This window comes from Silvania sp. (assembly GCF_051656365.1).
GTDB classification, from domain to species: Bacteria; Pseudomonadota; Gammaproteobacteria; order Enterobacterales; family Enterobacteriaceae; genus Enterobacter; species Enterobacter hatchlandensis.
The window spans coordinates 1-24,577 of sequence record NZ_JBOGBT010000039.1; the positions used below are offsets into that span (position 1 = coordinate 1).

Here is a 24,577-nt window from a genome sequence, read left to right on the forward strand (position 1 = left end):
CCCACAGCAGCAGCTCCATCATCAGGCCGCTGAGATCGCTTTGCAGAATGTCCGGGGCGGCCTGCGCCGCCGCGCGTTCGGCCTGTTCAAACGGCGTGAGATGCAGGCAGATGCCGGGTTCCAGTCGCCCGGCACGCCCGGCGCGCTGGGTCATCGACGCCTGGCTGACGCGCTGGGTCATTAGCCGGGTCAGCCCGGTGCGCGGATCGAAACTCGCCACCCGCTCCTGAGCCGAGTCCACCACCAGCCGAATGCCTTCGATGGTCAGACTGGTTTCGGCAATATTGGTCGCCAGCACCACTTTGCGCTGCCCGGCCGGCGCGGGCATGATCGCTTTGCGCTGCTCGGTAAGCGACAGCGCGCCATATAAAGGGCAGAGCACAACATCGGCGGCCACGCGCCGGGAAAGTTGCTCCTGCACGCGCTGGATCTCAATCACGCCGGGTAAAAACAGCAGCAGCGAGCCGGGCGCCTGGCGTAACAGCTCGGCGGTAGCCACCGCCACCGCCTCATCGAATCGTAATTGGGTGGAAAGCGACTGATAGCGCCGCTCAACCGGATACGAGCGTCCTTCGGAGGAAATCACTGGCGCCTCGGGCAGTAACTGCTGCAGGCGCGCGTTGTCCAGCGTCGCTGACATGATCAGCAGTTTGAGATCGTCGCGCAGACCCTGCTGCACGTCCAACAGCAGCGCCAGGGCTAAATCCGCCTGCAGGCTACGCTCATGGAATTCATCGAGGATCACCAGCCCCACGCCGGTCAGCTCGGGATCGTGCTGGAGCATGCGGGTGAGTATCCCTTCGGTGACCACCTCCAGCCGGGTGTTAGCCCCGACGCAGGTTTCGGCCCGCATCCGGTAGCCCACCGTTTCACCTGGCTTTTCGCCCAGCAATTCCGCAAGCCGTTGCGCCACGTTGCGCGCCGCCAGCCTGCGCGGCTCCAGCAGAATGATTTTGCCGTTAATCGTCCCCTGGGCCAGGATCTGCAGCGGCAGCCAGGTCGATTTTCCCGCACCGGTGGGGGCATTGAGCAAAACCTGAGGAGCGTGTTGTAACGCGAGGAGAAGTTCAGGAAGGACAGCGGCAACCGGCAACAGGGACACAAATGGCTCCAGAGGATTATCTTTAGACGGCGTACAGTGTAGCATCGCCTCAAGCCATAACCGAGAATCCCCTTTGTTATTCCCGCACCGGGCAACGGGCCTTACCGTTCATGTTAAAAAGGGTGTAATCAGGAAGAGAACAGGGAAAACCACGCGTTTTCATCGATAATGACACAGACTATTAATATCGCGACCAGGAAACCCATTCTCACCCATTCGAGCGATAAATACCGCTGCACCGACGATTTATCGTCAACATCCAGTCTGACCGGCTGCAGAGGCTGTGACGTTTCACTCTCCTCAACACCCTTACCAGCATTAAGGCATTCAACATTTGCTACCAACACAAAACCGACTTTCCGCAACGTCTGAATCAGCATCGGATCGCCATTCAGTTGCCGAAACGCTTTTCTGATTTCACTAATAGCCACACTGAGGCTGGTCGATGACCCCGTACATCCCTGCGCTTCCCAAACCTTAGTGATAAGATAATTACGCTCGAGTATCTGGTTATTATTTTTAATTAATACCAGCAAAAGCCGTGAAGCTTGTTTTGATAAACGAACACTTCCCTCCTCCGTATCATTACTTTTAATGATGCCAGATTCAAAATCATAAACCATAGAAATGTTTATTACGTATTTCATAAGCCCCTTCTGACTACTTAAATTCAAATCTCAGTCCAGCACGCTATGATGTGAGATATAAAACCCTATGCATTGAACATTATTAAATAGTTAAAATGAAGCCTTAATAACTTACTGTTGGATTAAGATTTAATAATCAACATGAATTTTAGATTAAAACTCTGTTTTTTATGTTTAATCAGGACAATATTTCAACCAATACTGCTTTTCAGTGTAAAATAGCCCGGTAACGAGACAGGAATGTCTGCCAGACACAATAGTTCTGACTAAAAGAATGCCAATGAGCGGGGCGAAACGAACTCTCCTTTCGTACGCACTCTCACCGTTTTGCTGCCGCTAACTTCGGCCCTCCTTCTCGCTATGACACTGCCGGCAACGGTGATGTATATCAAACAATGGTTTTTCTTGATGGCGTTCAACAGGGAAAGCTTATACCTCACTGAATTAAAGCAATTCAATGCCGACCGAAAGGGTCTGAAGCTGATTGCCGCTACTCAATGTTCATTTAATAAATAATGGAGTATTTAATGTTCAAGAAAATCATGACCGTATCTGTACTCGCTACCGCAGTAGCTTCTACTCATGTAATGGCAGCCGATACGACTGCAGGTGGAGTGATCAACTTTACCGGTGCTGTCACGGACACCACCTGTACCATTAACGGCGGAAAAAGTGCGGATTTGACCGTGGCGTTATCACCTATTTCTGTTACTGATGCAGGCACTACTGTCGGTCTGATCACCAAAAATAAAAAAACTGTCGCACTGACATTCTCCGGCTGCAGCCTGGCTTCAGCGCCTGAGGATTCTAAACTGAAGGTGTATTTCTCTTCTGCTGACCACATCTCCACTGACGGCAAATACCTGGTGAACAATTCAGTCAACGAAAACGACGCCAGCGTAGCGCGAAACGTTGGTTTCGCTCTGGCTAAACCGGGTACTAACACCCCAATCGCGCTGGATCAGCCCTATGCCACCACCCTCAAAGGCGACAAAACAGCGCCGGATTCCGAAACCCTGCAACTGGACGTTTACTACTACAAAACGAACACCTCGGCCGCCACTGTCGGGACGCTTAGCTCTAACGTCACTTACACCGTTTCTTACCTGTAATTTTCTCTGCCAGGCTCTGTGAATGCAGAGCCTGTATTAAAAGGTTCATTCATGCAAAAAACATTGTTACTGGTCGCGCTGATCCTGGGAAGCCATTCTTCATGGGCAAATATTGTCATCAATGGTACCCGCGTGATTTATCCAGAGAATAATAAAGAAGTTGTTGTTCAGCTAATTAATAATGGCGATACCCCCGCGCTGGTACAATCATGGATTGATGACGGTGATATTAATTCGACGCCGGAAACAGCGCATGTGCCATTTATGTTATCCCCACCCGTCGTAAAAGTTAACGGCAATAATGGCCAGCAATTACGGATTAAAAAAATCGAGGCGAAACTGCCAAAAGATCGTGAATCCGTTTTCTTTCTCAATGTGCTGGATATTCCACCAGCACCAGACCATTTGAAGGGTGTTAATACTATTCAGTTAGCCATTAAATCGCGCGTGAAAGTCTTTTATCGTCCGGCTGTTCTGGCGGGTAGGCAGAATGAAGCCATGTCCGGCCTTAAGCTCATTGTGGAAAATAATCACTTCCGCATAGTAAATGACAGTCCGTTCCATATCACGATTGCCAATATCGAAACCTCGGCAAAGCAAAAACTGCTGGCGGAATCCGTGATGGTGCCGCCCTTTACCCATATCACCACAGCAGCCAAAGCCAATTTAAAACGCAACCAGTCTTATCAGGTTATATATGTTGATGATTTAGGTGCATATAAAACTCGGGATGTTGCAAGCCAGTAAAAAAGGGAATCATGGACGATGAAAACCAAATTGCTTGTCGCCTGTACATTGCTGCTTTCATACAATTCCGCCGCTGTCACCTTTGATACCTCCCTTCTGGCGGGCGCATCCAGAGACGCCGATCTATCGCGTTTCTACGACAATAATGACATGCCAGCAGGCAAGCAAGAGGTGGACATTTATGTTAATAACGACTGGAAAGGACGTTTTAGCGTTATTTACGGGCAGGAGCAGGATGATATTCGCCTGTCATGGCAGGACGCACAATTACTGGGTATCAATACCCAAAAAGTGCCCGCGCCCGCTATTCCCCAAGGGCAGGTGCAACTCATTGATTTGATTCAGGGCGGCCGCATTGAAACGGACATCAGCACGTTTAGTCTCAATTTGACCGTGCCACAAGCGGCGCTACAGCACAGGGAATCTGGCTATGTTGATGCTAAATTCTGGGATGAAGGCATTCCGGCTCTGCTGCTCTCTTACAACACCACTTATTATAATTCACATACCAAAACGGCAGCGAAAGATGACAGCGACGATCTCTATACCGGGCTGGATTCCGGGATAAATCTGCTGGGTTGGCAATTGCGCGACAGCAGCACCTGGCAAAAAAAAGCGGGTAGCCGTGGCTCCTGGCAAAATAACACTCGCTTTCTACGCCGCCCCCTCGCCCCCCTGAAGTCTAACCTTATGGCGGGGGATTTCTATACCCCCGGCGATCTGTTCGATTCTGTCCGCACGCGAGGCGTCTCCCTGGCGTCGGATTCCCAAATGCGCCCGAATTCACAGCAGGGTTTCGCACCTGTGGTACATGGCATCGCGCTGACTAATGCACTGGTGAAAGTCATTCAAAACGGCAACGTTATTTATCAGGAGAACGTGCCACCGGGTTCGTTTGTTCTGGATAAAATACAGCCGACCGGCTCCGCAGGGGATCTGGAGATAGTGGTTCAGGAAGCGGATGGGTCGAAGCAATCCTTCCTGGTCCCCTTCTCAGCCGTACCCGGCATGCTTAAGGCAGGCGTGAGTGATTTTCACGTCGTTGCGGGTGAGATCAGGCAGGACTCGGTTGAAAATCGTCCCGGTTTTATTCAGGGCACCCTGCGGTACGGTATTAACAACCTGATCACGGGTTATACGGGCATGATCATCAGTAACGATTATCAGGCTGGGCTGCTGGGATCAGGCTGGAACCTCCCTTTCGGCGCGATTTCCGTTGACGTGACCCATGCGGACACAAAACTACAGGATCGCAGCTATAGCGGACAAAGTTATCGTATTGCTTACAGCAAATTCGTGGATACCACGGCAACCAACGTCACCCTGGCTGCCTACCGTTATTCGACAAAAGGCTATTACAGCTTCACGAGCGCACTTTACGCCCAGGATGGCTACCAGAATCTGCGTCGTCAGTACGACGAATATGAAGATCGCCACGGTGAAATGACGGACATGTCTCTGGAACAATGGGATGCCAGCAATGATGTAAAGCCAAAAAACACCTTTACCGTCAACATGAATCAGCGTTTGAAAGAAGGATGGGGCAGCATTTATCTGACCGGCACCCAGCGCGACTACTGGAACAGCAAAAGCCGAGCACGGGAATACCAGATGGGCTATTCCAACTCGCTTGGCGGTGCAAACTACACCCTCTCCGCCAGCCGCGTGAGAAACAGCGATAACAAAGAAGAGACTCGCCTGTATGCCTCTATCAGCGCCCCCTTCTCCCTGTTTGATAATAACGCATGGATCAGCAGTAGCATTGCGGGCACTGACTCAGGTTACGAGCAAAGTAACATCAGTCTGAGCGGTAACGCCATGGAATCAAACCGTCTGAGTTATTCCGTCGCTGGCAACAATACTAACGGTGGCAAAAATATGGCCAGCGTCAATACCACCTGGCGCTCTGACGTCTCTACTTTGGGAGCCTCCTGGAGCGAATCCGGCGATTATCGACAAGCAGGTATCAGCAGCCGTGGCAGCATTGTCGCATTCCCATGGCACGTGCTGGCCGCCAACGAAATCGGCTCCACCATGACCGTGATTGAAGCCCCTGGCGCCGAAGGGCTAATGGTGAACGGTGATGAGAGCATCAGGACCAACAAAGATGGGCTGGCATTGGTGCCTTATGCCACGCCGTATCGTAAAAACTCAGTCACGTTAGCTGAAACCACCTCCAGCTCCGGTGCGGAAATTATCGGCAACATGGCGAACAGCGCCCCTTATGATGGTGCCGTAAATTACCTCCGCTTTGAAACCGACAGACGTCAGTCCTGGCAGGTTCATGCCGTTCAAGCGAATGGCACCCCCTTGCCGTTCGGTACTGAGGTCTTTAACGAACATAGCGAAGCGGTAGGCTATGTCGGTCAGGCAAGCGTGATTTATATTCGCGCGCAAGCAATGCCGACATTACTTCAGGTCCACGTACGTGGTGGCACCTGCACCATCGCAACCCCCGTCAGCGGTTTGAACACCGCGCCGTCTTTGTGCAAATAATTAAAGGGAATCATGATGATAAGATGGATTTTTCTTTTTATTCTTGCCTGTTTCAGCAGCGCGAGCTATGCCACCTGCAGCTCTGGTACGATGAACTACGCTCCGCCGCTTTATGTGGACCTGTCAGATAAGATAAACGCCACTAACACCACCTGGTACACAACATTCACGACCCAGTATACGGGTAGCTTCGATTGCTCAACCGGCAACAGTAAATTTGGTTACACCAAAGTCCTCTCGACGGACAATACCTATGCCACGATTCTGGGGTTCAATGACAATAAGCATAAAGTGCGTGCTGAAATCATTGATGCACCCGAGGAAAAGAGTATTTGGGATAGAGGGAGCCACAATGCTTCTGAACTGAATACGCCATTTACGGTTCGCTTCACGTTGGTCGATGGTAATGGTCAGGCCATTACGGGGGATACAGCCCAGCTAGGGGATGTCTTGTTTGTGACCGATTTGAGCGGAATGTCGTTGTGGGAAGTCATTACCTGGCCGTTGGATCAGATGGTCAAAATCGTGCAGTGGCTTTTTAACGGTTTTAAGTGGCCCTATGATTCACGCGATATGTTTGGCCAGCCGATGACCATTAAATACGCACCAAAACCGACCACATGCTCATTTAACAACGCCGGATTGACGGTAAAGCTACCGACTATGGGGGTTCAGCAAGTGACCCATGCGAAGGGCCAGCCGGGACTTACGCCATTTACGCTGAACTTTACCTGCCAGAATATTACCGCGCTAAGGACCACTGACAGAATGATTGAAATGTTCATGTCGAGCAATAATCTCCTCTCTACTGATGAAACAGTTCTGGTGGATAACAGCAGTTCGGGGGCGAAGGGCATCGGTCTGCGTCTTATCAAACGTGACGATCCTCAGTCCCCGGTGGTGATGTCTACCTCGACCACGGAAAGGGGATCGGCGACGGCGCTGTACCATCTGCCGGCAGGTGCGCTGGCATCAGGGAGTTTCGCCATTCCCATGGCCGTTTATTACTATGCATGGCGGCCCTATGATGCTTCACAAGGCACTCTAAATACCTCAGCAATGTTGAATATCATTTATCCCTGAGAAGCCTCAGCAGACAGGGCAGTAATTCGGTCAAAGAGTTAACATTGGACGACGTACAGGGTAGCATCGCCACAAATCATTACCGGGTACCCCGTATGTCTGAGTCGAAACGGCTGTTCTTCGCCATTGAAATGTCTGCCCCGCTTCAGCGGCAGATCGTGCGCTGGCGTGCCGACCATTTTGCGCCCGAAGCGGGCCGCCCGATCGTCGGCGCCAATCTGCACCTGACGCTGGCATTTTTAGGCGATGTCAGCGACGAGAAACGTCAGGCACTGGCGACGCAGGCCGGGCGTATTCGTCAGCCGGGATTTATTCTGACGCTGGATGACGCCGGGCAGTGGCTGCGCTCGCGCGTGGTCTGGCTGGGCACCCGTCAGCCGCCGCGCGGATTACTGCAGTTGGCCAACATGCTACGATCGCAGGCTGCGCGCAGCGGCTGCTATCAAAGCCCGCAGCCGTTTCATCCCCATATCACGCTACTGCGTGACGCCAGCCACGCGGTGGCCTTGCCGCCGCCGGGGTTTCACTGGTCGTTTGCGGTCAACGAATTTGCGCTGTACGAATCGGTTTTTGAGCGTGGGCGCACCCGCTATACCCCACTCCAGCGCTGGACGCTGGGCGAATAAACAAGGACTCCCGATGCAGTTTCTTCCCCCCTTACAGCCCGCGACGCTTATCCAGCGCTATAAACGCTTTCTGGCCGACGTCGTGACGCCCGACGGCGTCACCCTGACTCTGCACTGCCCGAATACCGGCGCAATGACCGGCTGTGCCACACCGGGTGATACCGTCTGGTATTCCACCTCCCTGAATAAGACGCGCAAATACCCCCACACCTGGGAAATAACCCAGACCGTCGGCGGAGAATATATTTGTGTGAATACACTGCGGGCCAATCAGCTGGTCAAAGAAGCGATTAGTCTGGATTTAATTCCGGAGCTGCGCGGCTACAACACCTTAAAAAGCGAAGTAAAATACGGTGCGGAAGGTAGCAGAATCGACTTTATGTTGCAGGCAGAACAGCGACCCGAGTGCTATATTGAAGTGAAATCAGTGACGTTAGCTGACAGGGATAACGGCTATTTTCCGGATGCGGTCACGCTGCGAGGGCAAAAGCATCTCCGGGAGTTGATCAGTGTAGCGGCGACGGGCAAGCGCGCTGTGCTATTGTTTGCCGTGTTACATACAGCAATTGGACGATTTTCACCTGCCCGCCATATTGACCCTAAGTACGCGCAACTGTTGCATGAGGCACAAAAGCAGGGGGTAGAGGTTTTGGTGTATAAAGCGGAACTTTCTGCCGATAATATGACTCTGAAGGTCGCTCTCCCCGCTACGTTATAAATGGGGTAGGCGATTGACTATTAAGTATTCTGGTCGTATGCGCAAATACGCTTTTCCTCACAGGCTTGTCAAGTGTTACGTATAGATAATTGCCATCCGGAAAAGCATCTGCTATTTATAGCGGCCTGATTTTTCCCCCAACACGGGGATCGATAGTGCGTGTTAAGGAGAAGCAACATGCAAGAAGGGCAAAACCGTAAAGCATCGTCCCTGAGTATTCTCGCCATCGCTGGGGTGGAGCCGTATCAAGAGAAGCCGGGCGAAGAGTATATGAACGACGCCCAGCTGACGCACTTTAAGCGAATTCTTGAAGCATGGCGTAATCAACTTAGGGATGAAGTCGATCGCACCGTTACACACATGCAGGACGAAGCTGCTAACTTCCCGGATCCGGTAGACCGTGCCGCTCAGGAAGAAGAATTCAGCCTCGAACTGCGTAACCGTGACCGCGAACGCAAGCTGATTAAGAAGATCGAGAAAACGCTGAAAAAGGTCGAAGACGAAGATTTCGGCTTCTGCGAGTCCTGCGGTGTCGAAATCGGCATTCGTCGTCTGGAGGCCCGTCCGACAGCCGATCTGTGCATTGACTGCAAAACGCTGGCAGAAATCCGCGAAAAACAGATGGCCGGTTAATCCCTGCCCTGCCAAAACGCTACTACAGGCGGGAGTCTCTCCCGCCTGATTACTTTCTGCTCTGCGTAATGATGCCAACTGACTATATTGGGCGCTTCGCGCCATCCCCTTCTGGCGAACTGCATTTTGGCTCGCTTATCGCCGCCCTCGGCAGCTATCTGCAGGCCCGAGCCCATCAGGGTATCTGGCGCGTGCGGATCGAAGATATTGACCCCCCTCGTGAAGTTCCCGGTGCGGCAGAGACTATCCTGCGTCAGTTGGAACATTACGGCCTTCAGTGGGACGGTGACGTGCTCTGGCAGTCGCAGCGCCATGACGCCTACCGTGAACGTCTGGCCTGGCTGCACGCCCAGGGACTCTCATATTACTGCACCTGCACCCGGTCACGCATTCAGAGCGTCGGCGGCGTCTACGACGGCCACTGCCGCACGCTGCGCCACGGCCCGGAAAACGCGGCGGTGAGAGTGATGCAGCGCCATCCGGTGACCCACTTTGACGATCGTCTGCTGGGCGAGATCCACGCCGATGCGCGTCTGGCGCGCGAAGATTTTATTATTCACCGCCGCGACGGGCTGTTTGCGTATAACCTGGCGGTGGTGGTGGACGATCATTTCCAGGGCATCAGCGAAATTGTGCGCGGTGCCGATCTGATTGAACCCACGGTGCGGCAAATTTCGCTGTACCAGCTGTTTGGCTGGCCAGTGCCGGACTATATTCATCTGCCGCTGGCGGTAAATGAAAAAGGGATGAAACTCTCGAAACAGAATCATGCCCCGGCATTGCCGACCGGCGATCCTCGCCCGGTGCTTATCAATGCTTTACAATTTCTAAACCAGGATGTAACAAATGAGTGGCAGGATCTGCGAACCGAGGAAATACTGGAAAAAGCGGTCGCCCAGTGGGCGCTAAATAACGTACCGAAAATCCAGCATTCTCAAATGCGTCTCGCTGAGCTATGATTAGCCGCTATTTTTTGTCCTGAATTCTGAAACACACACTACCGAGGTGTACTATTTTTACCCGAGTCGCTAATTTTTGCCGTAAGGTGCTGAGCCGCGATGAGAGCATGGCGGATGACGTCATTGTTCAAAACCCGATGTCGGTTATTCCGCGCGAGCAGCATGCTATTTCCCGCAAAGATATCAGTGAAAACGCCCTGAAGGTGCTCTATCGCCTGAATAAAGCCGGCTATGAGGCCTATCTCGTGGGTGGCGGGGTGCGTGATTTACTGCTGGGCCAAAAACCGAAAGATTTTGACGTGACCACCAGCGCCACGCCTGAGCAGGTGCGTAAATTATTCCGCAACTGCCGCCTGGTCGGTCGTCGCTTCCGTCTTGCTCACGTCATGTTTGGCCCCGAAATCATCGAAGTCGCAACCTTCCGTGGTCATCACGAAGGCAACCCGCCTGACCGTACCACGTCTCAGCAGGGTCAGAACGGCATGCTGCTGCGCGACAACATCTTTGGCTCTATCGAAGAAGATGCCCAGCGCCGCGATTTCACTATCAACAGCCTGTATTACAGCGTGGCTGACTTTACCGTTCGCGATTTCGTCGGTGGCGTGCCGGATCTGAAAGCGGGTTTAATCCGCCTGATCGGTACCCCGGAAACCCGCTACCGTGAAGATCCAGTGCGCATGCTGCGCGCCGTGCGCTTTGCCGCTAAGCTGGATATGCGTATCAGCGCAGAAACCGCCGAGCCGATCCCGCGCCTGGCGACGCTGATCAACGATGTGCCGCCGGCACGTCTGTTTGAAGAAGCGCTGAAGCTGCTGCAGGCGGGCTACGGTTTTGAAACCTACAAGCTACTGCGCGAATATGGCCTGTTCCAGCCCTTGTTCCCGAGCATCACGCGTAACTTCACCGAACAGGGTGACAGCGCGATGGAGCGCATCATTGACCAGGTGCTGAAGAACACCGACAACCGCATTCATAACGATATGCGCGTTAACCCGGCGTTCCTCTTTGCCGCGATGTTCTGGTATCCGCTGCTGGAAATGGCGCAGAAAATTGCCCAGGAAAGCGGTCTGGCCTATCACGATGCCTTTGCGCTGGCGACCAACGACGTGCTGGATGAAGCCTGCCGCTCGCTGGCGATCCCGAAACGCATTACCACGCTGGTACGTGATATCTGGCAGCTTCAGCTGCGGATGTCCCGTCGTCAGGGCAAGCGTGCCTGGAAGTTAATGGAGCATCCAAAATTCCGTGCGGCTTACGATCTGATGGCCCTGCGCGCAGAAGCGGAAAGCGACCAGGAACTGCAGCGTCTGGTGCAGTGGTGGGGTGAGTTCCAGGTTTCTGCTCCGCCGGCGCAAAAAGACATGCTGACCGATCTGGATGAAGAGCCGACCCCGCGTCGCCGTCATCGTCGTCCACGTAAACGTGCTCCACGTCGCGAAGGCGCCGCATGACGTTAGCGTTTATCGCCATCGGCAGCAATCTGGCCTCTCCGCTGGAGCAGGTCAACGCTGCCGTACAGGCGATGGGTGACATCCCGCAGACCCGCGTTGTCGCTCTCTCCGCATTCTATCGCACCCCCCCGCTCGGTCCGCAGGATCAGCCCGACTACCTCAACGCCGCCATTGCACTGGACACTATCCTCAGCGCCGACGCGCTGCTGGACCATACCCAGCGCATTGAGCTGCAGCAGGGCCGCGTTCGCAAGGCTGAACGCTGGGGACCGCGCACCCTGGATTTAGACATCATGTTGTTCGGTGATGAGGTGATCCACAGCGAGCGCCTGACGGTGCCGCATTACGACATGAAACGTCGCGGCTTTATGCTCTGGCCGCTGTTTGAAATCGCCCCCCAGCTCACCTTCCCCGATGGCGAAACGCTCAGTGCCGTTTTGCAGCAGCTTAACGCCGAAAAACCTGCCCGCTGGTAGTCTTTCCCTTCCACAATAAACCGCAAAACATTTGTGGTTTGCTGGTGACCTAAAATCATTGTTCCCCCGAATCTTACTGTTAAAATGCGCAAAGATTCGCTTTGGGCTATCAGGAAACAGTATGAAACCAACCTCCATCTCCACCTTGCAGAAATGCAAACAGGACAAGCAGCGCTTCGCTACCATTACCGCCTATGACTACAGCTTCGCCAAACTGTTTGCCGAAGAAGGGATTAACGTCATGCTGGTCGGCGACTCGTTAGGGATGACGGTCCAGGGACATGACTCCACTCTGCCAGTGACGGTAGAAGATATTGCTTATCACACCCGCGCGGTGCGTCGCGGTGCACCGGCCTGCCTGCTGCTCGCCGATCTGCCCTTTATGGCCTACGCCACGCCGGAACAGGCCTTTGAAAACGCCGCTATCGTGATGCGCGCCGGAGCCAATATGGTCAAAGTGGAAGGCGGCGCCTGGCTTACCGATACGGTAAAAATGCTTACTGAACGCGCGGTGCCGGTCTGCGGCCATCTGGGATTAACCCCGCAGTCGGTCAATATCTTTGGCGGGTACAAAGTCCAGGGTCGCGGCGATGCGGGGCAAACCCTGTTTGACGACGCGCTGGCCATCGAAGCCGCAGGCGCGCAGTTGCTGGTGCTGGAGTGCGTGCCGGTGGTGCTGGCGAAGCGCATCACCGAGGCGCTCTCCATTCCGGTGATCGGCATTGGCGCAGGCAACGTCACTGACGGCCAGATCCTGGTAATGCACGATGCGTTTGGCATTACAGGCGGTCATATTCCTAAATTTGCCAGGAATTTCCTCAGCGACGCAGGCGACATGCGCGGCGCGGTCAGGCAGTATATTGCCGATGTTGAGTCCGGCGTTTATCCGGGTGAAGAACACAGTTTCCAGTAAGGAGTCTTGTTGTGCTAATCATTGAAACTCTGCCGCTGCTGCGCCAGCATATCCGCCGTCTGCGCCAGGAAGGAAAACGTATCGCGCTGGTGCCGACCATGGGCAACCTGCACGACGGCCACATGAAGCTGGTCGAAGAGGCCAAAGCCCGTGCCGATGTGGTGGTGGTCAGCATTTTCGTTAACCCGATGCAGTTTGATCGTGCCGACGATCTGGCGCGCTACCCGCGCACCCTACAGGAAGATTGCGAGAAGCTGAAAAAGCATCACGTCGATTTTGTCTTCTCCCCGGCCCCGGCCGACATTTACCCGAAAGGCACTGAAGAGGCTACCTACGTTGACGTGCCGGGCATCTCCACCATGCTCGAAGGCGCCAGCCGTCCGGGTCATTTCCGCGGCGTTTCGACCATCGTCAGCAAGCTGTTTAACCTGGTTCAGCCTGATATCGCCTGCTTCGGCGAGAAAGATTTCCAGCAGCTGGCGTTAATTCGCAAAATGGTCGCCGACATGGGTTACGACATCGAGGTCGTGGGCGTGCCGATCGTGCGCGCCAAAGACGGCCTGGCGCTGAGCTCCCGCAATGGCTATCTCACCGCTGACCAGCGCAAAATTGCGCCGGGTTTAAGCAAAGTGATGAATAGCATGGCAGAACAGCTGGTGGCAAAGGCGTTAACGGCGGAAGAGATTATCGCCCTTGCTGAACAGGCGCTTAACGATAAAGGCCTGCGTGCGGATGACGTGCAAATCCGTGATGCCGACACGCTGCTTGAGTACACCGACGCCAGCAAACGTGCGGTAATCCTGGTGGCCGCATGGCTCGGTCAGGCGCGTCTCATCGATAACAAAGTGATCGACCTGGCGTAGTCCCCTTCCCTGGCCTCTCCTGCGGGAGGGGCTAATGCATGATGATTAAAGGTAAACGTAATGATTCGCAAAATGCTGCAAGGTAAGCTTCACCGTGTGAAAGTCACTCAGGCCGATCTGCACTATGAAGGTTCATGCGCGATCGATCAGGATTTTCTCGACGCGGCGGGTATTCTGGAAAACGAAGCCATTGATATCTGGAACGTGAATAATGGTAAGCGCTTCTCAACCTACGCCATCGCGGGTGAGCGCGGGTCAAAAATCATCTCCGTTAACGGCGCGGCGGCACACTGTGCCAGCGTGGGGGATATCGTGATTATCGCCAGCTTCGTGATGATGTCAGATGAAGAAGCACGCCGCTGGCAGCCAAAAGTGGCCTACTTTGAAGGCGACAATGAGATGAAACGTCTCGCAAAGGCGATCCCGGTCCAGGTTGCCTGATCTTTACCCTCGCGGCTGATTGCTGATCAGCCGCGACATCGCCTCTAAAGAGTCCGTTCTGAGAACGTACAGACGCTTCAGCAAGAACGGATTATCCCCAGGTTTCACCTTCCCTTTCACCGTCGTCACCGCCAGATGAAACCCAGCGTCGTTTGCCGCCTTCACCGCGTCATCGTCATATCCGCCAAAAGGATAGGAGAGATAGAGTACATGCGGGTTGAACTGGGACAATGCCCGGCGCGAATGTTTAAAGTCCATCACAATATTCGCGTAGCTGCGGCTTAGCAAAATGGGGTGTCTGGCATTGTCGACCCGATGCAGAAAGTGGGTGTGCGACTGAACATCAAATACGTCCTGAATCCCTTTCAGCTCGGAAATGCTCATAAACTGCAGAGACCTCGGATTCCAGGCAAGCGGATGCGCTTTAATACGCGACGAGATAATAAATGCGGTGGCCTTAAAGCCATAGGCTTTTAGGATCGGGTACGCATAGCGGCTGACCGACTTCAGGCCGTCGTCAAAGGTGATCACCACCGCCCGCGCGGGCAGGTTCATCTTGTTACGCACGTAGCCTTCCAGCTGATACATCGTCAGGGTGGTGTAACCTTGATCGCGCAGCCAGGCCATCTGGTTGCTGAAGGCGCGCACGCTGGTGGTCGTGGAGGTATGACGGAAGCGGGTGTTCTCTTCATCGCGCAGAATGTGGTGATAGGTCAGCACCGGCAGGCCGTTGTCCTCCTGCGCATCGAGGCTGCTTACCCAGGCCAGCCGGTTGCCAATGCGGATCTGATACCAGGTCTGATTGAGCCTATCCTTGAGCTTGCTGAGGATCGGATAACGCAGGTTGTCAGCCAGAGTGCCAAAGGGGGCGCTGCCGCCATTCGGCGCAGTGTAGACCGGGGTGTCCTTCCAGGTGATCAAGTTCTGGTTGCTGAGCGACTTGTTGAGATCGCCGAGGCTGTCCTCGACGCGCTGTTTCCCCTGCACCTCTTCCAGATGGCCTTTATCGATAAAGCCGGTGCCAAAGCCGAAGCGAAACTCATAGTAGTCTGCATCGGTAGGTACCACGGCAATGATTTGACCAGCGCGGACATTGCCGACCGTCACAACCCGGTTGCCGACCTGGGCCCAGATTGCGGCACTTTCGGTGGTTTGCATATAGCGGGCCGGGAGCCCTTGTTGGCTTAACAGGCTGGCAGACGCGCCGCCGGAGACCAGCAGCAAAAGCAGGAGACAAATACGCGAGAACATAAGGAGTTATTCAGTACGGTGAACTGTCGCCATTGTAACAAAAGCGACAGCAATACCAATGTTTAATATTTCTACAGCGGGTAGTGCAGGACGAAAGGCGGGTTTTTCTGCTGCTGATGCCACAGGCTGCTGACATCCGGTGCACCCCGGGCGACAATGGTATTGCGAAAGCCAACGCTGTCGGTCAGGTCGCGCAGCGGATACAAGCTCTCCAGCAGCGGATAGCTGATCCCGGAGATCACTTCGCGTTTGTCATGCTTGTGACTGAGCAGCGCCGCCGCGCGATAAGGTGCGGCCCCGGCGATGTCGGTCAGAAAGATCACCCCATTGCCGCTGTCGGCCTGATGCTGAGCATCGCACATCATCCGGCTAAGCATATTGCAGCTGAGTCCGCGCCAGTAGTTAACCACCTGGCACTGTACCAGCGGCCCAAACCGGACAGCGAGTTGATCCGCCATCTTTTGCGCATGTTCATCATGGCACGTAATTACCCAACCCAGCATCGTCACCTCTCCTCAGAAGGGAGTAGTGTAACCGGTTGCGGGGGGACAAGGCTGACAGTAGTCAATAAACGGCCCGGCGGGCGGAACGCCGCCGGGCCGGTGGATCAGGTGCGTAATCCGCGTCCGCGCTGGATCAGATACCAGCACAGCAGATAGAAACCGACGATAAAGACGGACAGCACGCCCACGGTGGTGAACAGCGGCACATCGCTGATCCCGAGGAAGCCAAAGCGGAAGCCGCTGATCATATAGACGATAGGGTTAAGATGCGACAGCGCCTGCCAGAACGGCGGCAGCAGCGTCAGGGAGTAAAACACCCCGCCAAGGTAGGTCAGCGGTGTCAGGACGAAGGTCGGTATCAGGCTGATATCGTCAAAGGTTTTGGCGAACACCGCATTCAGCAGACCGGCCATCGAGAACAGCACCGCCGTCAACAGCAGCGTCAGGCCGACAAACAGCCACGAGTGTACCTGGAACGGCACAAAGAACAGCGAAATCGCCGTCACCAGCACCCCCACACACAGGCCGCGCGCCACCCCACCGCCGACGTAGCCGGCGATAATCACGTGCGTCGGCACCGGGGCCACCAGCAGCTCTTCAATGTTGCGCTGGAACTTGGCGCTAAAGAATGACGAGGCGACGTTGGCGTAGGCGTTGGTGATCACCGCCATCATGATCAGGCCCGGCACGATAAACTGCATGTAGCTGAAGCCGTGCATCTCGCCGATCCGCGAGCCAATCAGGTTGCCGAAGATAATGAAGTAGAGCGTCATGGTGATCACCGGCGGCACCAGGGTCTGGATCCAGATGCGCATAAAGCGGTTGATCTCTTTGGCCCAGATACTTTTCAGCGCCACCCAGTAAAGCTGCGTCATGCGCGATCTCCTTGTTTTTCATGGACCAGCGAGACGAACAGCTCTTCCAGTCGGTTAGCTTTGTTACGCATACTCAGGACCTGAATCCCCTGCTGGCTCAGCTGGCTGAACACGCTGTTGATCCCCTGCTCGCGCAGCACTTCCACTTCCAGCGTCGAGGTATCCACCAGTCGATACTGATAGCCTTCCAGCTTCGGCAGGGCGCTTTTGGCCGCCAGATCGAGAATAAAGGTTTCCGATTTCAGCTTGGAGAGCAGGTTTTTCATCGAGGTGTTTTCCACCAGTCCACCGTGCTGAATGATACCGATGTTGCGACACAGCATCTCCGCCTCTTCCAGATAGTGGGTGGTGAGAATGATGGTGGTGCCTTTGTCGTTTAAATCCTTCAAAAAGCCCCACATTGAGCGGCGCAGTTCGATATCCACCCCGGCGGTAGGCTCATCGAGGATCAGCAGTTTTGGCTCATGCATCAGCGCGCGGGCGATCATCAGACGGCGCTTCATACCGCCGGACAACATACGCGCACGTTCGTTGCGTTTTTCCCACAGATCGAGCTGTTTCAGATACTTTTCGCTGCGCTCAACCGCCTCTTTACGCTCCACGCCGTAGTAACCCGCCTGGTTAACCACAATCTGCTGCACGGTCTCAAACGGATTGAAGTTAAACTCCTGCGGTACCAGTCCCAGCTGGCGTTTGGCGTTGACTACATCCTTTTCCAGATCGTAGCCAAACACGCTCACCCGACCGGAGGATTTATTCACCAGCGAGCTGATAATGCCGATGGTGGTGGATTTTCCTGCCCCGTTAGGCCCCAGAAGCGCATAAAAATCACCGGCTTCGACTTTAAGATCTATCCCGCGCAGGGCCTTAACGCCCCCCGGATAGGTTTTTGTAAGCTGCTCGAGCTCCAGTGCAATTGTCATGAAGTAGACTTACCCATTGTTCTGACACGCGATGTGTTGGTTTAAAAAAAAATCGAGTTGCCCTATATTAGCGCAACGCACTCACTCGGTTACAGGTCGTTACCCCTCCATGAATGACATAGATACACTCATCAGCAATAACGCACTATGGTCAAAGATGCTGCTGGAAGAAGATTCCGGATTTTTTGAGAAACTGGCTCTGGCGCAGAAACCACGCTTTCTATGGATTGGATGCTCCGACAGCCGCGTACCTGCTGAACGTCTGACGGGCCTCGAACCTGGCGAACTGTTTGTACACCGTAACGTTGCCAACCTGGTTATTCACACCGACCTGAACTGCCTGTCTGTGGTTCAGTATGCGGTGGATGTGCTGGAAGTCGAACACATCATTATCTGCGGCCACTACGGCTGCGGTGGTGTACAGGCGGCGGTTGAGAATCCGGAACTGGGTCTGATCGACAACTGGCTGCTGCACATCCGTGATATCTGGTTCAAACATAGCTCACTGCTGGGCGCGATGCCGCAGGAACGTCGTCTGGATACCCTGTGTGAACTGAACGTGATGGAGCAGGTGTACAACCTCGGCCACTCCACCATTATGCAGTCCGCCTGGAAGCGCGGACAGAAAGTGACCATTCACGGTCTGGCTTACGGCATTCACGACGGCCTGCTGCGCGACCTGGAAGTGACCGCCACCAACCGCGAAACGCTGGAGCAGCGTTACCGTCAGGGTGTGTCTAACCTGATGCAGAAACACGTCAACCACAAGTAAACAAAAGCCGGGATAACCCGGCGTTCTCTTTTACTCGTCCAGCAGCACGACTTTGCCGACATACGGCAGATGGCGATAGCGCTGTGCATAGTCGATGCCATAGCCCACCACGAACTCATCCGGGATCGAGAATCCGACAAACTCAACCGGCACGTTCACTTCGCGGCGGGTCGGTTTATCCAGCAGGGTACAAATCGCCAGCGATTTTGGTCCACGCAGGCTCAGGATTTCGCGCACTTTCGACAAGGTGTTACCGGAGTCGATGATGTCCTCGACGATTAACACGTCTTTGCCGCGAATATCTTCATCCAGATCTTTGAGAATTTTCACATCACGGGTGGTCGACATACCGCTGCCGTAGCTGGAGGCGGTCATAAAATCGACTTCATGGGACACCTGCACTTCACGGCACAGATCGGCCATAAACATGAAGGAACCGCGTAACAGACCCACCAGCACCATCTCGCTGCCGCTGTCTTTATAGTGTTCGGTAATTTGACGACCGAGTTCTTCGATACGCGCTTTGATCTCCGCTTCCGGGATCATCACTTCAACAGTATGTTTCATTTTACTAACCGTATGATTTTAGAACAAATATCTCAATGCCGAAAATTCAGCGTCCGACATCGCTGCATAAGCCGTGAAGTATACCAGCAAATAGATTCTCCTGGCGCATGAGTTCACAAAAGCCAGATTTGTGATTCCGATCACACTTGTTAAGACCTATACTTAATTGCTACTAAAAAATTAATGAAACTTAAAGAGTGTCTTTATGGCGGAAACAAAAAAACAACATTCACGACTCCTCGTTGTGTTAACAGCGCTGTTCGCAGCTTTTTGCGGACTGTATTTACTCATCGGCGGAGCCTGGCTTGTCGCCATTGGCGGCTCCTGGTATTACCCTGTTGCTGGCCTGGTGATGCTCGGCGTCACCGTTCTGTTATGGCGCAGTAAACAATCGGCCCTGTGGCTCTATGCCGTCCTGCTGCTGGCCACCATGATCTGGGGCGTGTGGGAAGTCGGCTTCGACTTCTGGGCGCTAACCCCGCGCAGCGATATCCTCGTCTTCTTCGGCATCTGGCTAATCCTGCCATTTGTCTGGCGTCGACTGATGGTGCCTTCCAGCGGTGCTGTGACGGCGCTGGTGGTGGCGTTACTGATCACCGGCGGGATGCTGACCTGGGCGGGCTTTAACGATCCGCAGGAAGTGAAAGGCACGTTGAATGCCGACTCCACGCCTGCGGCGGCGATCTCTGAGGTGGCCGATGCCGACTGGCCTGCCTACGGTCGTAATCAGGAAGGTCAACGCTACTCCCCGCTGAAGCAGATTAATGCCGATAACGTGCACAATCTGAAAGAAGCCTGGGTGTTCCGCACCGGCGACCTGAAGCAGCCTAACGATCCGGGTGAACTGACCAACGAAGTGACCCCCATCAAAGTGGGCAACATGCTCTATCTCTGTACCGCACACCAGCGTCTGTTCGCTCTGGATGCGGCGACCGGGAAAGAGAAATGGCACTACGATCCGCAGCTGAATACCAATACCTCGTTCCAGCACGTGACCTGCCGTGGCGTCTCTTACCACGAAGCGCGTGCCGATAACGCCAGCCCGGAGGTGATTGCCGATTGTCCACGCCGCATCATGCTGCCGGTGAACGACGGTCGACTGATTGCCCTTAATGCCGAAACCGGCAAGCTGTGCGAAACCTTCGCCAACAAAGGCGTTCTGAATCTGCAGACCAACATGCCGGATACCACCCCGGGTCTGTATGAACCGACCTCGCCGCCGATCATCACCGATAAAACCATCGTGATTGCCGGTTCGGTTACCGATAACTTCTCGACCCGCGAAACCTCCGGCGTGATCCGCGGTTTTGACGTGAATACCGGTAAACTGCTGTGGGCCTTCGATCCTGGCGCGAAAGATCCTAACGCCATTCCGTCGGATGAGCACACCTTCACCTTTAACTCGCCAAACTCCTGGGCACCAGCCGCCTATGATGCGAAGCTGGACCTGGTCTATCTGCCGATGGGCGTGACCACGCCGGATATCTGGGGCGGTAACCGCACGCCAGAGCAGGAGCGTTATGCCAGCTCCGTACTGGCGCTGAACGCGACCACCGGGAAACTGGCCTGGAGCTATCAGACCGTTCACCACGATCTGTGGGATATGGATATGCCGTCCCAGCCAACGCTGGCGGACATTACCGTAAACGGTAAAACGGTTCCGGTGGTGTATGCCCCGGCGAAAACCGGCAACATCTTTGTGCTGGACCGTCGTACCGGCGAGCTGGTGGTCCCTGCCCCGGAAAAACCGGTACCGCAGGGTGCGGCGAAAGGCGACTACGTCACTAAAACCCAGCCGTTCTCGGACCTGAGCTTCCGTCCGAAGAAAGATCTGACCGGGGCGGACATGTGGGGTGCCACCATGTTCGACCAGCTGGTGTGCCGCGTGATGTTCCATCAGCTGCGCTATGACGGCATCTTCACCCCGCCGTCCGAGCAGGGCACGCTGGTGTTCCCGGGGAACCTGGGGATGTTCGAATGGGGCGGTATCTCTGTCGATCCAAACCGTCAGGTGGCAATTGCCAACCCAATGGCGCTGCCGTTTGTCTCGAAGCTGATCCCACGCGGCCCGGGCAACCCGATGGAACAACCGAAAGACGCTAAAGGCAGCGGGACCGAAGCCGGTATCCAGCCGCAGTACGGCGTACCCTTTGGCGTGACGCTGAACCCGTTCCTGTCACCGTTTGGCCTGCCGTGTAAACAGCCTGCCTGGGGTTATATTTCCGCGCTGGATCTGAAAACCAATCAGGTGGTATGGAAAAAACGTATTGGTACCCCACAGGACAGCATGCCGTTCCCGATGCCGATCCCGGTGCCGTTCAACATGGGTATGCCGATGCTGGGTGGGCCAATTTCCACCGCCGGTAACGTGCTGTTCATTGGTGCAACCGCCGATAACTATCTGCGTGCGTACAACATGAGCAACGGCGAGAAGCTGTGGCAGGGCCGTCTGCCTGCCGGTGGCCAGGCCACGCCGATGACCTATGAAGCCAATGGCAAGCAGTTCGTGGTTATCTCAGCGGGCGGTCATGGTTCGTTTGGCACGAAGATGGGCGACTACATTGTGGCTTATGCGTTACCGGATGACGCGAAGTAATCTTACCGGGATGCCAGCCCAATAATAAACGCCCGGAAGTCATGACTTCCGGGCGTTTTTTTATCGTGCGTTTTATTGATCAAACCGCAGTGAGAGCAGAGACGCTTTCGCCATCTCCTGATACTGAATCTCTGACGATTTCGGCATATTAAAGAGCACCTGAACCGCCTTATCATCCCGGGATGTCACCAGTAACCGGTTAAAGGTAGCTGTATTTTCACCTTCGTACGGCGTGCTGAAACTGATGAGCCAGCCTTTATGGCTATCAACCGTTGCGGCTTCCGCCGTAGGGTTAAACTTACTCATCGTGAACATCGTGACTTTTTTAAACAAATTCAGACTGTCCTGGGTTAATACCGTGCGTCCCGCCGTAATACTTAACAGCATATCGCTGTTTTCATTGCTGAAAACCACCTGGGGATCATCGTCAGAGGAAAAGTCTGCTTTCATCTTCTCGTCTGATATCCGCGTAAAACCTTGCGGGATTTCGATACTGAGCTTCAGTTCAGGGAAAGAAACACGCGCCAAAGGGATCCCGGCGTGCGCGTAGCTGGTGACAAAAAAAGCCAGGCACAGCGCGATTAACCTACGGTAAATATCCATTTTACCTCGTCCATAGCCAACAAAATTGCAGTGTAATAGCAAACGAGTGACGCCAACATCGACATTCAGGGAATAACGCGTACTTAAGACACCGTAAACCCTAACATCATACCGGTGTCTTCGTGCTCCAGCAGATGGCAATGCGCCATATACATCTGCTCTTTCGGGGCTTCGTGGTCAAACTTCACCAGCACTTCACTTACCGCCCCTTCCACACGCACCGTATCTTTCCAGCCTGCGCGATGCGCCGCTGGCGGTTTGCCGTTTTCAGAAATAATGCGGAACTGCGTACCGTGGATGTGGAACGGATGCAGCATCATGTCGCCCTCGCCTGAGATCGTCCAGCGCTCGAACTGTCCCCGGCTGGCGGTAAAGATCGGCGTCGTCATGTCGAAAGCTTTACCGTTGATCATGTTGGCATTATGGAAATCAAAGCCTTTCCCGCCATGGTTCATGTTGCCCATCTTGCCGTGATCCATGCTGCCCATATCGCCATGGCCCATCATCTGACCGTGTTCCATTCCACTCATTGCCTGATTACCGTACTTCTTCATCAGCGCCTGCATCCCCATCATGTCGAGCATCGGATCCATCGACAGCTGCTGTTTCCGCTGAGTCATCCCCTCCAGTGACGGCAAAGTCGGCATGTTGGTCAGCGTATCCGGCAATGCGCCCGATGCCGTCACCAGCAGCGGCTGAATACGCAGCACCGGCTGCGGCTTATCGAATGGCGCCACGGCCATCCCCATCTGGCTGACCGGCAGGGTGATCAGGTCAAACGGCTTGCCGTCACTGATATCCACCAGCACTTCAAAGCGCTCGCCCATCAGCATCGGCAGCTCGGTTACGTTGACCGGTTCGGCCAGCAGGCCGCCGTCGCTGGCGACCACATACAGCGGGCGCTTATCGCTGGCAGCAAAGTTGAGCGACCGGGCGTTACAGCCATTGAGCAGGCGCAAGCGCAGCCAGCCCTTTGGCGCGTTATGCTGCGGATAAAGGGCACCGTTGGTCAGCAGCGTGTCGCCAAACCAGCCGACGGCGGCGGTCATCACATCCAGTTGATAATCGATCTGCCCGTCAGCGGTAAATTTTTTGTCCTGCACGATCACCGGGACATCGTCGATCCCCCACTGCTTTGGAAGGCGCAGCAGGCGGCTTTCATCATCTTCAATCAGTACCAGACCGGCCAGCCCCATCGCCACCTGACGCCCGGTTTTACCGTGCTGATGCGGGTGGAACCAGCAGGTCGCCGCCCGCTGGTCCGGAGTAAAGGTGACGCTGCGCTTGCCGCCAGGTGTAATCACGCCGTGCGGTCCACCGTCCACCTCCCCCGGCACTTCGAGTCCGTGCCAGTGCAGAGTCGTCTCTTCATCGAGGGTATTGTGGATATTCACGGTCAGCGCTTGTCCTTTGCGCAGCGAGATCGCCGGGCCCAGCAGATTGCCGTTATATCCCCAGGTGGTGGCGTTGTGCGGGCCAAAGGCGGTTTTCCCGGCCTGCACCACCAGCTGAACCTGATTGCGCGCATCGGGGGTGAGTAAATTCGGGATCGGCAAAACGGGCCGTTCGGCCGCAAAAGCAGCGCGGCTCCAGAGCGGGAGGGCGCTGGCCACGCCCAGCGCGGCAGAATATTTCAAAAAATCACGACGTTGCATGTTCATTTCCTTATTTCCAGCAGGCGATCCTGTCAGCATAAACCCTCCCCCAACCGGAAGGTCAAGATAAGCCGAAACAATAAAGATCGTCGCTCCGTCACCAGGTGTGCTAACGTTGAATTTCCGCAACGTATTGGTAGAGGCAATGAAGACGTTTTTTCGAACAATTCTGTTCACCACCCTGATGATTAGTGGCGCCAACAGCTATGCGCTCAGTGAAAATGAAGCCGAAGACATGGCTGATCTGACGGCTGTGTTTGTTTTTCTGAAAAACGATTGCGGATACCAGAATTTACCCAACGGGCAGATTCGTCGTGCGCTGGTCTTTTTTGCCCAGCAGAACCAGTGGGATCTGAGCAACTACGACAGTTTTGACATGAAGGCGCTCGGTGAAGACAGCTATCGCGATCTCAGCGGGATCGGCATCCCTACCGCCAAAAAATGCAAATCGCTGGCGCGCGACTCCCTGAGCCTCCTCGCCTACGTGAAATAACCTTTCCGACGCCTCTTTGTGAACGCTATGGCCGTGCAACCACGGTCATTGTTAGCTATGATGTTGCGCTCT

General features: G+C 54.5%; 25 protein-coding genes. 16 read left to right on the plus strand and 9 right to left on the minus strand.

All coding sequences use genetic code 11. The features are described from left to right. The coding region (gene hrpB, locus ACRDD5_RS07775; RefSeq protein ID WP_438676401.1) for an ATP-dependent helicase HrpB at positions 1 to 1,102 on the minus strand (1,102 nt) is incomplete at its 3' end. Positions 1,103 to 1,230: 128 nt separating this feature from the next. Continuing rightward, positions 1,231 to 1,749, minus strand: a complete 519-nt coding sequence (locus ACRDD5_RS07780; protein ID WP_438676402.1) for a winged helix-turn-helix domain-containing protein — start codon at positions 1,747 to 1,749, stop codon at positions 1,231 to 1,233. A gap of 527 nt (positions 1,750 to 2,276) precedes the next feature. Between ACRDD5_RS07780 and ACRDD5_RS07785 the strand changes: the two genes are divergently transcribed. The 13 genes from ACRDD5_RS07785 (at position 2,277) to panD (ending at position 14,267) form a co-directional block, all read left to right on the plus strand. Further along, positions 2,277 to 2,861: a fimbrial protein gene (locus ACRDD5_RS07785; protein ID WP_438676403.1), complete on the plus strand. Its 585-nt coding sequence runs from the start codon at positions 2,277 to 2,279 to the stop codon at positions 2,859 to 2,861. A gap of 51 nt (positions 2,862 to 2,912) precedes the next feature. After that, on the plus strand, positions 2,913 to 3,608 hold the full coding sequence (locus tag ACRDD5_RS07790; RefSeq protein ID WP_438676404.1) for a fimbrial biogenesis chaperone: 696 nt from the start codon (positions 2,913 to 2,915) through the stop codon (positions 3,606 to 3,608). Positions 3,609 to 3,626: 18 nt separating this feature from the next. Beyond that, positions 3,627 to 6,104 (plus strand): fimbria/pilus outer membrane usher protein, encoded by a 2,478-nt coding sequence (locus ACRDD5_RS07795; protein ID WP_438676405.1) that lies wholly within the window; start codon positions 3,627 to 3,629, stop codon positions 6,102 to 6,104. A gap of 15 nt (positions 6,105 to 6,119) precedes the next feature. After that, positions 6,120 to 7,187 (plus strand): fimbrial protein, encoded by a 1,068-nt coding sequence (locus ACRDD5_RS07800; RefSeq protein ID WP_438676451.1) that lies wholly within the window; start codon positions 6,120 to 6,122, stop codon positions 7,185 to 7,187. A 95-nt stretch (positions 7,188 to 7,282) separates the two neighbouring features. Next, complete coding sequence (gene thpR / locus ACRDD5_RS07805; RefSeq protein ID WP_438676406.1) at positions 7,283 to 7,813, plus strand: RNA 2',3'-cyclic phosphodiesterase; 531 nt, start codon at positions 7,283 to 7,285, stop codon at positions 7,811 to 7,813. Positions 7,814 to 7,826: 13 nt separating this feature from the next. After that, entirely contained in the window at positions 7,827 to 8,531 is a 705-nt protein-coding gene (gene sfsA, locus ACRDD5_RS07810; protein ID WP_271282404.1) for a DNA/RNA nuclease SfsA, read from the plus strand. 177 nt (positions 8,532 to 8,708) lie between these two features. Further along, a complete protein-coding gene (gene dksA / locus ACRDD5_RS07815) occupies positions 8,709 to 9,164 on the plus strand; it encodes an RNA polymerase-binding protein DksA (protein WP_271265957.1) in 456 nt (151 codons plus the stop codon). A gap of 68 nt (positions 9,165 to 9,232) precedes the next feature. Further along, positions 9,233 to 10,123, plus strand: coding sequence for a tRNA glutamyl-Q(34) synthetase GluQRS (gluQRS, locus tag ACRDD5_RS07820; protein WP_271282405.1), 891 nt, complete (start codon positions 9,233 to 9,235; stop codon positions 10,121 to 10,123). 53 nt (positions 10,124 to 10,176) lie between these two features. After that, positions 10,177 to 11,574 carry a polynucleotide adenylyltransferase PcnB gene (gene pcnB / locus ACRDD5_RS07825; protein WP_271282512.1) on the plus strand — a complete coding sequence of 466 codons (1,398 nt, stop codon included), beginning with the start codon at positions 10,177 to 10,179 and terminating at the stop codon, positions 11,572 to 11,574. Further along, the gene (gene folK, locus ACRDD5_RS07830) at positions 11,571 to 12,050 is read left to right on the plus strand and encodes a 2-amino-4-hydroxy-6-hydroxymethyldihydropteridine diphosphokinase (protein ID WP_271282406.1); all 480 of its coding nucleotides are present in this window, start codon (positions 11,571 to 11,573) and stop codon (positions 12,048 to 12,050) included. Before pcnB ends, folK begins: the two co-directional genes overlap by 4 nt. 121 nt (positions 12,051 to 12,171) lie before the next feature. After that, complete coding sequence (gene panB / locus ACRDD5_RS07835; protein WP_438676407.1) at positions 12,172 to 12,963, plus strand: 3-methyl-2-oxobutanoate hydroxymethyltransferase; 792 nt, start codon at positions 12,172 to 12,174, stop codon at positions 12,961 to 12,963. 11 nt (positions 12,964 to 12,974) lie between these two features. Beyond that, positions 12,975 to 13,826 carry a pantoate--beta-alanine ligase gene (gene panC, locus ACRDD5_RS07840; RefSeq protein WP_271282408.1) on the plus strand — a complete coding sequence of 284 codons (852 nt, stop codon included), beginning with the start codon at positions 12,975 to 12,977 and terminating at the stop codon, positions 13,824 to 13,826. Between the two features lie 60 nt (positions 13,827 to 13,886). Continuing rightward, positions 13,887 to 14,267 (plus strand): aspartate 1-decarboxylase, encoded by a 381-nt coding sequence (panD, locus tag ACRDD5_RS07845; RefSeq protein WP_271282409.1) that lies wholly within the window; start codon positions 13,887 to 13,889, stop codon positions 14,265 to 14,267. Positions 14,268 to 14,270: 3 nt separating this feature from the next. Here the strand turns inward: panD and ACRDD5_RS07850 are convergent, their stop codons facing one another. The 4 genes from ACRDD5_RS07850 to ACRDD5_RS07865 form a co-directional block, all read right to left on the minus strand. Beyond that, positions 14,271 to 15,518, minus strand: a complete 1,248-nt coding sequence (locus ACRDD5_RS07850; protein ID WP_438676408.1) for a polysaccharide deacetylase family protein — start codon at positions 15,516 to 15,518, stop codon at positions 14,271 to 14,273. 71 nt (positions 15,519 to 15,589) lie between these two features. Further along, positions 15,590 to 16,021: a PTS sugar transporter subunit IIA gene (locus tag ACRDD5_RS07855; protein WP_438676409.1), complete on the minus strand. Its 432-nt coding sequence runs from the start codon at positions 16,019 to 16,021 to the stop codon at positions 15,590 to 15,592. A 104-nt stretch (positions 16,022 to 16,125) separates the two neighbouring features. Beyond that, the gene (locus ACRDD5_RS07860; RefSeq protein ID WP_438676410.1) at positions 16,126 to 16,896 is read right to left on the minus strand and encodes an ABC transporter permease; all 771 of its coding nucleotides are present in this window, start codon (positions 16,894 to 16,896) and stop codon (positions 16,126 to 16,128) included. Beyond that, positions 16,893 to 17,819: an ABC transporter ATP-binding protein gene (locus tag ACRDD5_RS07865; RefSeq protein WP_438676411.1), complete on the minus strand. Its 927-nt coding sequence runs from the start codon at positions 17,817 to 17,819 to the stop codon at positions 16,893 to 16,895. Before ACRDD5_RS07865 ends, ACRDD5_RS07860 begins: the two co-directional genes overlap by 4 nt. A 109-nt stretch (positions 17,820 to 17,928) precedes the next feature. Between ACRDD5_RS07865 and can the strand changes: the two genes are divergently transcribed. Beyond that, on the plus strand, positions 17,929 to 18,591 hold the full coding sequence (gene can / locus ACRDD5_RS07870; protein ID WP_271282414.1) for a carbonate dehydratase: 663 nt from the start codon (positions 17,929 to 17,931) through the stop codon (positions 18,589 to 18,591). 30 nt (positions 18,592 to 18,621) lie between these two features. Here the strand turns inward: can and hpt are convergent, their stop codons facing one another. Next, complete coding sequence (gene hpt / locus ACRDD5_RS07875; RefSeq protein WP_271282415.1) at positions 18,622 to 19,158, minus strand: hypoxanthine phosphoribosyltransferase; 537 nt, start codon at positions 19,156 to 19,158, stop codon at positions 18,622 to 18,624. A gap of 205 nt (positions 19,159 to 19,363) precedes the next feature. Between hpt and ACRDD5_RS07880 the strand changes: the two genes are divergently transcribed. Beyond that, the gene (locus tag ACRDD5_RS07880; RefSeq protein WP_438676412.1) at positions 19,364 to 21,754 is read left to right on the plus strand and encodes a glucose/quinate/shikimate family membrane-bound PQQ-dependent dehydrogenase; all 2,391 of its coding nucleotides are present in this window, start codon (positions 19,364 to 19,366) and stop codon (positions 21,752 to 21,754) included. 72 nt (positions 21,755 to 21,826) lie between these two features. Here the strand turns inward: ACRDD5_RS07880 and ACRDD5_RS07885 are convergent, their stop codons facing one another. Beyond that, positions 21,827 to 22,498 carry a hypothetical protein gene (locus ACRDD5_RS07885; RefSeq protein WP_438676413.1) on the minus strand — a complete coding sequence of 224 codons (672 nt, stop codon included), beginning with the start codon at positions 22,496 to 22,498 and terminating at the stop codon, positions 21,827 to 21,829. Continuing rightward, positions 22,441 to 24,012: a multicopper oxidase CueO gene (gene cueO, locus ACRDD5_RS07890; protein WP_438676414.1), complete on the minus strand. Its 1,572-nt coding sequence runs from the start codon at positions 24,010 to 24,012 to the stop codon at positions 22,441 to 22,443. Before cueO ends, ACRDD5_RS07885 begins: the two co-directional genes overlap by 58 nt. A 145-nt stretch (positions 24,013 to 24,157) precedes the next feature. Between cueO and ACRDD5_RS07895 the strand changes: the two genes are divergently transcribed. Then, positions 24,158 to 24,505, plus strand: a complete 348-nt coding sequence (locus tag ACRDD5_RS07895; protein ID WP_271282418.1) for a YacC family pilotin-like protein — start codon at positions 24,158 to 24,160, stop codon at positions 24,503 to 24,505. Positions 24,506 to 24,577 lie beyond the last annotated feature (72 nt).